The following is a 6,581-nucleotide window of genomic DNA, read 5'->3' on the forward strand; positions in this document are numbered from 1 at the left end:
ATGGTCCGGTTGCCAGCCTTCCTGGTCGCAGCCGCGTTGGCGGTGATGCTGGCCGCGGCGCCCGCGCGCGCGGTGCTGCCGGAGCCGGAAGGCGATCCGGACATCGCAGCGGCCGCCGGCATGATCGAAGCCGGCCGCCACCGGCTTGCGCTGGAGTTGCTGCAGGCGGTGCTGGCGCGGCTGCCGGGCGATCCCGATGTGCTCACCTATATCGCCTTCGCGCATCGCCGCCAGAACGACCTCGCAGCCGCCGAGGCGGCCTATCGCGCGGCGCTTGCCAGCGATCCGAACCATCCGGGTGCGCTGGCCTATCAAGGCTCGCTGTTCCTGCAGCAGGGGCGGCGAGCCGAGGCGGAGGCCAACCTCGCCCGGCTGACCGCCAGTTGTGGCGGCTGTGCGGAGCGGGAGACGCTCGCGCGGGAACTCGCCGCCCGATAGGCCCGCTGCGAGCGCCGCGGAGTCAGCGCGCGGCGGTCGGTAGGCAAGTCGCGCCGCCGCGATGCGAAAGGCATGCGGTGATGACGCGCCTGGCCGACGGGATGCTTGGCGCCGGCACACGACGTAACCGATCTTTCACCAAACCGCCGCTCGGGTGTCGCGGGCAGGCGCTATCCGGCACCTCCCAGCAACCGCCAGGACGCAGTCATCACCATGCCGGACGACATCCGCCACCTGCCCTACGACCTTGAGGCGGGCGACGAGATCCCGTCGAACACCTCGCCGAACCCAACCTTCGCCGAGATCGCCGAGACGCGCCTCGGCCGCCGGGGCATGCTGATGGGCGGGCTTGCCACCGCGATCACCGGCTTCATCGGCACGACCGGCGCCCGACCGGCCGCCGCCGCGCGCGGCCCGATGATCGGCTTTCGCTCCGTGCCGATCAGCCCGAACGACACCGTCGTGGTGCCGGAGGGCTACTCGGTCCAGGTGCTGATTCCGCACGGCACGCCGCTGGACGGCCGCCCGGCCGCGCGCAACCTGCCCGAGATGACGGCCGCCGAGCAGGAACAGGCGATCGGCGCGCATCACGACGGGATGCACTTCTTCCCGATCGAGGGCCGCGAGCCTGACCAGGGCAGCAGCACCGACGGGCTTCTGGTGGTCAACCACGAGTACATCGAGCCGCGATTCCTGCATGCGCGTGCCGCCGGACAGTCCATCGGCAATGGCCGCATGCCGGTCGTGGACAATGCGCGCGACCCCGACGAGGTGCGCAAGGAGATCTTCGCCCACGGCGTGTCCGTCGTGCGCATCGCCCGGCAGGCGAACGGCCAGTGGACGGTCGTCGCCGATCCGCGCAACCGCCGCATCCATGGCGCGACGCCGATGGCGATTTCCGGCCCCGTGCGCGGGCATGCGCTGGTCCGCACGAAGTACAGCCCGGACGGAACGCGCGTGCGCGGCACGCTGAACAACTGCGCGCATGGCGTGACGCCCTGGAACACTTACCTGACGGCCGAGGAGAACTGGGCCGGCTATTTCCGCAACCTCGACCGCGCCGAAGGCCAGCCGCGCCTGCCGCGGGAGCACGCGCGCTACGGCGTGCCCAATGCCCAGGCGCGCTACAACTGGGACCAGGCCGCGGGCGGCGCCGACGAATTCGCGCGCTTCAACGTCTCCTCGACCGGCCCGGATGCGACGCAGGACTACCGCAACGAGGTCAACGCCTTCGGCTGGATCGTCGAGATCGACCCGTTCGACGCGAACGCAGTGCCGGTGAAGCGCACCGCGCTCGGTCGCTTCGCGCATGAAGGCGTGGTTTTCGGCCCGGCCCGCGAAGGCCGCCCCGTGGTCGCCTACTCCGGCGACGACAGCGTCTTCGAGTACATCTACAAGTTCGTCTCCGCCCGCCCCTTCAACCGTGCCACCGCCAGCGGCGCACTGCTCGACGAAGGCACGCTCTACGTCGCGAAGTTCAACGCCGACGGGACTGGCGAATGGCTGCCGCTGGTGCATGGCCAGGGCCCGCTGACGGCTGCCAACGGCTTCGCCGACCAGGGCGAGGTGCTGGTCAACACGCGGCTTGCAGCCGACGCGGTGGGCGCGACGAAGATGGACCGGCCCGAATGGGGTGCCGTGGATCCGCGCGACGGGCAGGTCTACTTCACGCTGACCAACAATAGCCGCCGCACCGAAGCGCAGGTGGATCCCGCGAATCCGCGCGCGCGCAACCAGTTCGGCCAGATCATCCGCTGGCGCGAGGCGGGCGACGACCACGCCGCGACGCGCTTCACCTGGGACCTGTTCCTGATCGCAGGCCCGGAAGGCGACAGCCGCATCGCCGGCAACGCGCCGGTCAATGCAGACAACATGCTGGCCTGCCCGGACGGGCTCTGGTTCGACGCCGACGGACGGATGTGGATCCAGACCGACATCGGCGAGAGCGAGCAGCTGCGCGGCGCCCTCGCGCCCTTCGGCAACAACGCGATGCTGGTGGCGAACCCGGCGACCGGCGAGATGCGCCGCTTCCTCACCGGCCCGATCGGTCAGGAGGTCACCGGCGTCATCACCACGCCGGATCGTCGGACCATGTTCGTGAACCTCCAGCATCCGGGCGCGACCACCCCCGCGGCCGAGTGGGCGGCAGGCCGGCCGAACAGCCGCTTCCCGAACGGCGACGGCGTGCCGCTCTCGGCGACGCTGGTGATCACCAAGAACGACGGCGGCATCATCGGCACCTGACGCGCCGCAACGAAGCGACAGGCGGGCGGCAGGCTTCGGCCTGCCGCTCTTCGCAGTCCTGCCGAACCATTCGCCGGGCTGGCGCCAGCAGCGCTGCCTGGCCTGCTACGGCCCGTCTGACAAGGTCCGCGAGAGCATCGAGCGCGCCATCGGACGGCTGAAGCATTCGGGCCGGATCCACACGCGAAAAGACGACGATCGCTGCCCACCTCGCCTGCTGCAGCGCACCGGCGATGAGCGCACGCGCGAAGCTCGGTCGCGTGGTCATCCGCCTCCCGGCGATGGCTTCGTGTCGGGCGCGACGCCGTCTCGTGCCTCGGAGGCGCGCTGCATCGTCCTGCGCTGCGCGGCCATGCGGACCGCCGCGTTGGACGCTCCGAACCCCGCATAGCCGCCGAGCCGTTCGACCAGCTCGAAGAAGAAGCGCTCCCGGAAGGCCTGGCTGTAGGCGTGCCGGAACACGCCGCCGGCGGAGTCGCGGTCATACAGCAGGTGGCGCCGCTGCAGCGCCTCGAGTTCGGCATCATCGAGCCCGAACCGCGCGGCAACATCCTCGTAGTAGTTCTCAGGGATATCGAGCAGCGGAGCCTGGCGGGTGGCGGCGGCATCCACCGCGGCGGAGCAGTCCGCGGTGCCGAAGGCGACGTGGTGCACGCCCGCCCCTGCGAGCGCCGAGACGAAGCGCCCCGTGCCGGTCCGCGTGCTCTCCGACACGTTGAGGGGCAGCCGCACGCTGCCGTCCTCGGCGACGAAGGCGCGGGAGCGGACCAGGCCGTAGGGATCCGGCAGTTCCCACGGCGCGTCCGGGCGCAGGCCGAGCAGGGCGCGGTAGAACAGGACGAAGCTGTCCATCATGCCCGGCACCACTGCCTGCGCCGCGTGGTCGATGCCGAGCAGGCCCCCGGTCTCGCCGGCCGCAAGGTGGAAGTCGTCCTCCCAGATCGGACGGGCACCGAGAGCGGGATCCTCGACCAGGTAGACCAGCGTGCCATCCGGCGCCCGCACGCCCGGGATCCGGCGCTCGCCGGCGCCGGTCCGCTCGCGCCAGACCGGGTACTGCAGCGCCTCGGCCCGCGCGACCAGGCGGGCCGGGTCATCCACCCGGACGGCCATGGCGCAGACCGAGGGACCCAGCTGCTCGAAGCGCTCGGCGGCGGCGCTGTCCGGCTCCGCGTTCAGCACGAGATTGGCGCCGCCGCTGCGCCACAGCTCAACATCCTTCGATCGGTGCCTCCCGGCGCGGCGGAAGCCGAGGGTGCCGAGCATCGCGCCGAGTTCCTCGCGCGCGGCGTGGTCCACCGCGAACTCCACGAACTCGATGCCCGAGAGCCTCGGCAATGCGGGCAGCCGCGCCGTGCCGGCACGATCCTGGAGCCAGGTCAGGCTGCGGCGCGCGTCGCGTGCGATGCGGCGCGACGGCGCCGCTCGGAAATCGTCGTTGAAGATCTCGAGCGAGAGCGGGCCGCGATAGCCGGCGCGCAGCACCTCGGCGAGGAAGGGTGCGACGGGAAGCTCCCCCTGCCCAGGGAAGACCCGGTGGTGCCGGCTCCAGGACAGCACGTCCATGGAGAGCCTCGGCGCGTCCGCCAGCTGGAGGAAGAAGATCCTGGCACCCGGAACATCCCCCGCGAGCCCCGACAGGTCGTCGCCAAGCGCGAGCGTGTGGAAGCTGTCGAGGCAGAGGCCGAGCGCCGGATGGTCCGCGCGGCGTACGATCTCCCAGGCCTGGCGCCAGCGCCTGACGTGCCGGCCCCAGGCGAGCGCCTCGTAGCAGACGCGCAGTCCGCGCGCCGCGGCGCGCTCCGCCATCTCGCGCAGGTCGGACGCCACGCGCGCGGGATCGTCGACCGCCGCGGGCTGGACGTTGGAGCAGACGAGGATCAGCCCGGTGCCCAGCGCCTGCATGGTGTCGAACTTGCGCTCCGCGCGGTCCATGTTTCGGCTGCGCTGCGGCTCCGGCATCGCCTCGAAGTCGCGGAAGGGCTGGAAGAGGGTGATCGCCAGTCCCAGCTCCTCGCACATGCGGCGCACATCGGACGGGGTGCCGTCGAAGGTGAGCAGGTCGTTCTCGAAGATCTCCACCCCGTCGAAGCCCGCGGCCGCGGCGGCTTCGAGCTTGTCGGGCAGCGTGCCCGAGAGGCACACGGTCGCGATGGAGGTCGGCAGGCGCTCGGCTGCGGTCACGGCTCTCTCCCTCGGGTGGTGTGTCCCTGCAGGCGCCTCGACGGTCCGGGCGCCATGGAATTGGCGCGGCGCGGCTGGTCCGCTATGCGCCTCGCGCGTCGGCGCCCCGGGGCGCCGACGCGCCGAGGAGGATGTCCGTGATCACCTGGGACCAGCGACCTGCCGTCCTCGCCGGCCTGATCGGCAGCGGGATCCAGGCTTCCCGTACGCCGGCGCTGCATGAGCGCGAGGGCGCCGAGCAGGGACTGCGGCTGATCTACCGCCTGGTCGACCTCGACACGCTCGGGCTCGGTGCCGATGCGTTGCCGGAGCTTCTGACGGCTGCCGAGCGCATGGGCTTCGGCGGGCTCAACATCACCTATCCCTGCAAGCAGGCCGTGGTGCCGCTGCTGCACGAACTGTCCGCCGATGCGCAGGCGCTTGGCGCGGTCAATACGGTCGTGCTGCGAGAGGGCCGGCGGGTCGGCCACAACACCGACTGCTCGGGCTTCGCCGAGGCGTTCCGGCGCGGCCTGCCGGACGTGCCGCGCGCCCGCGTCGTGCAGCTCGGCGCGGGCGGTGCGGGTGCGGCTGTCGCGCATGCGCTGCTCGGCGAGGGCGTGGGTCGTCTCGCGATTGTCGACACCGAGCTGCCGCGGGCGGTGGCGCTCGCCGAGGGGTTGGTCGCGCGCTTCGGCGCCGGGCGCGCCGCGCCCTGCCTCGATCTGGCGCAGGAGCTCGCCGCGTCGGACGGGCTGGTGAACTGCACGCCGGTCGGCATGGCCAAGCTGCCCGGCACGCCATTGCCGCCAGGCCTTCTCCGGGCGGAGCTGTGGGTGGCGGAGATCGTGTACTTCCCGCTGGAGACTGAGTTGCTGCGCGCCGCCCGCATGCTCGGCTGCCGCACGATGGATGGCGGGGGCATGGCGGTGTTCCAGGCCGTCGGTGCCTTCCGCCTGTTCACCGGACTCGAGCCGGATGCCGCGCGCATGCTGCGCCATTTCGCGGCGATGTCCGCAGCTGCGGCCTGAGCCCAACCCGGTCACGGGCCGCCGCGCGCCAGGGCGTGGTCGACACCGCCCAGGATGTGCCTCGCCAGCACGTCCCGCGCGGTCGCCGCGTCCCGCCGCAAGGCGCAGTCGCGCAGCGCCGCGTGCTCCCGCACCGCGATCTCGCCGCGGAAACCGAGCGCGCGGTTCTGATAGCGCTGGTAGCGGTCGAACACCGCCGCATGGGTCGCCATGAGCGTGCGCGAGCCGCAGGCGGAGATCAGCGTCTGGTGGAACTGGGAATCGAAGCGCCGCCAGGGATCGAGGGCCGCGGCCTCGCCCGCGATCAGCCGTTCCTCCATCTGCGCGAGCTTGTGGTGGGCGGCGACGACGGCCGCCTCCCACTCGACATCGCCCGCGTGGAAGGCCTGCCCGAGCGCATGGCTCTCTAGCAGCAGCCGGAGCTTCGCCAGTTCGCGCAGTTCGGCGGCGGAAAAGGGCGCGACCTCGAAGCCGCGCTGCCCTTCGGCCAGCACCAGCCTCTCCGCGACGAGGCGGTTGAGCGTCTCGCGCAGCGTGCCGATCCCTACGCCATAGGCGTCGCGCAGGGCTTCGAGCTTCAGCTTCTGTCCCGGCGCCAGGGCGTTGCCGAGGATGTCGGCGCGGATCAGGCGATAGGCGCGCGCGGCGGCGGTCTCCGCAGCCGGGTCTGTCAGGGCCGGCCGGGCGCCGGCGATCACGACGCGG

The 6,581-nt window shown here is 71.9% G+C and carries 5 protein-coding genes; 3 read left to right on the forward strand and 2 right to left on the reverse strand.

Going from position 1 to position 6,581, the window contains the following annotated elements; all coding sequences use genetic code 11:
• Both L2I40_RS02390 and L2I40_RS02395 read left to right on the forward strand, forming a co-directional pair.
• The gene (locus L2I40_RS02390; RefSeq protein ID WP_237213257.1) at positions 1 to 438 is read left to right on the forward strand and encodes a tetratricopeptide repeat protein; all 438 of its coding nucleotides are present in this window, start codon (positions 1 to 3) and stop codon (positions 436 to 438) included.
• Positions 439 to 651: 213 nt separating this feature from the next.
• Positions 652 to 2,682 carry a PhoX family protein gene (locus tag L2I40_RS02395; RefSeq protein ID WP_237213258.1) on the forward strand — a complete coding sequence of 677 codons (2,031 nt, stop codon included), beginning with the start codon at positions 652 to 654 and terminating at the stop codon, positions 2,680 to 2,682.
• A gap of 264 nt (positions 2,683 to 2,946) precedes the next feature.
• On the opposite strand, the gene L2I40_RS02400 is transcribed toward L2I40_RS02395, so the two are convergent.
• Positions 2,947 to 4,866, reverse strand: a complete 1,920-nt coding sequence (locus L2I40_RS02400; RefSeq protein WP_272910922.1) for a bifunctional sugar phosphate isomerase/epimerase/4-hydroxyphenylpyruvate dioxygenase family protein — start codon at positions 4,864 to 4,866, stop codon at positions 2,947 to 2,949.
• 137 nt (positions 4,867 to 5,003) lie between these two features.
• Here L2I40_RS02400 and L2I40_RS02405 point away from each other — a divergent pair, with 137 nt between their 5' ends.
• On the forward strand, positions 5,004 to 5,876 hold the full coding sequence (locus L2I40_RS02405; RefSeq protein ID WP_372490985.1) for a shikimate dehydrogenase: 873 nt from the start codon (positions 5,004 to 5,006) through the stop codon (positions 5,874 to 5,876).
• 11 nt (positions 5,877 to 5,887) lie between these two features.
• On the opposite strand, the gene L2I40_RS02410 is transcribed toward L2I40_RS02405, so the two are convergent.
• On the reverse strand, positions 5,888 to 6,581 hold a 694-nt coding region (locus tag L2I40_RS02410; protein ID WP_237213260.1), incomplete at its 5' end, for a GntR family transcriptional regulator.

It is taken from the genome of Falsiroseomonas oryziterrae (genome assembly GCF_021864505.1).
GTDB classification, from domain to species: Bacteria; Pseudomonadota; Alphaproteobacteria; order Acetobacterales; family Acetobacteraceae; genus Falsiroseomonas; species Falsiroseomonas oryziterrae.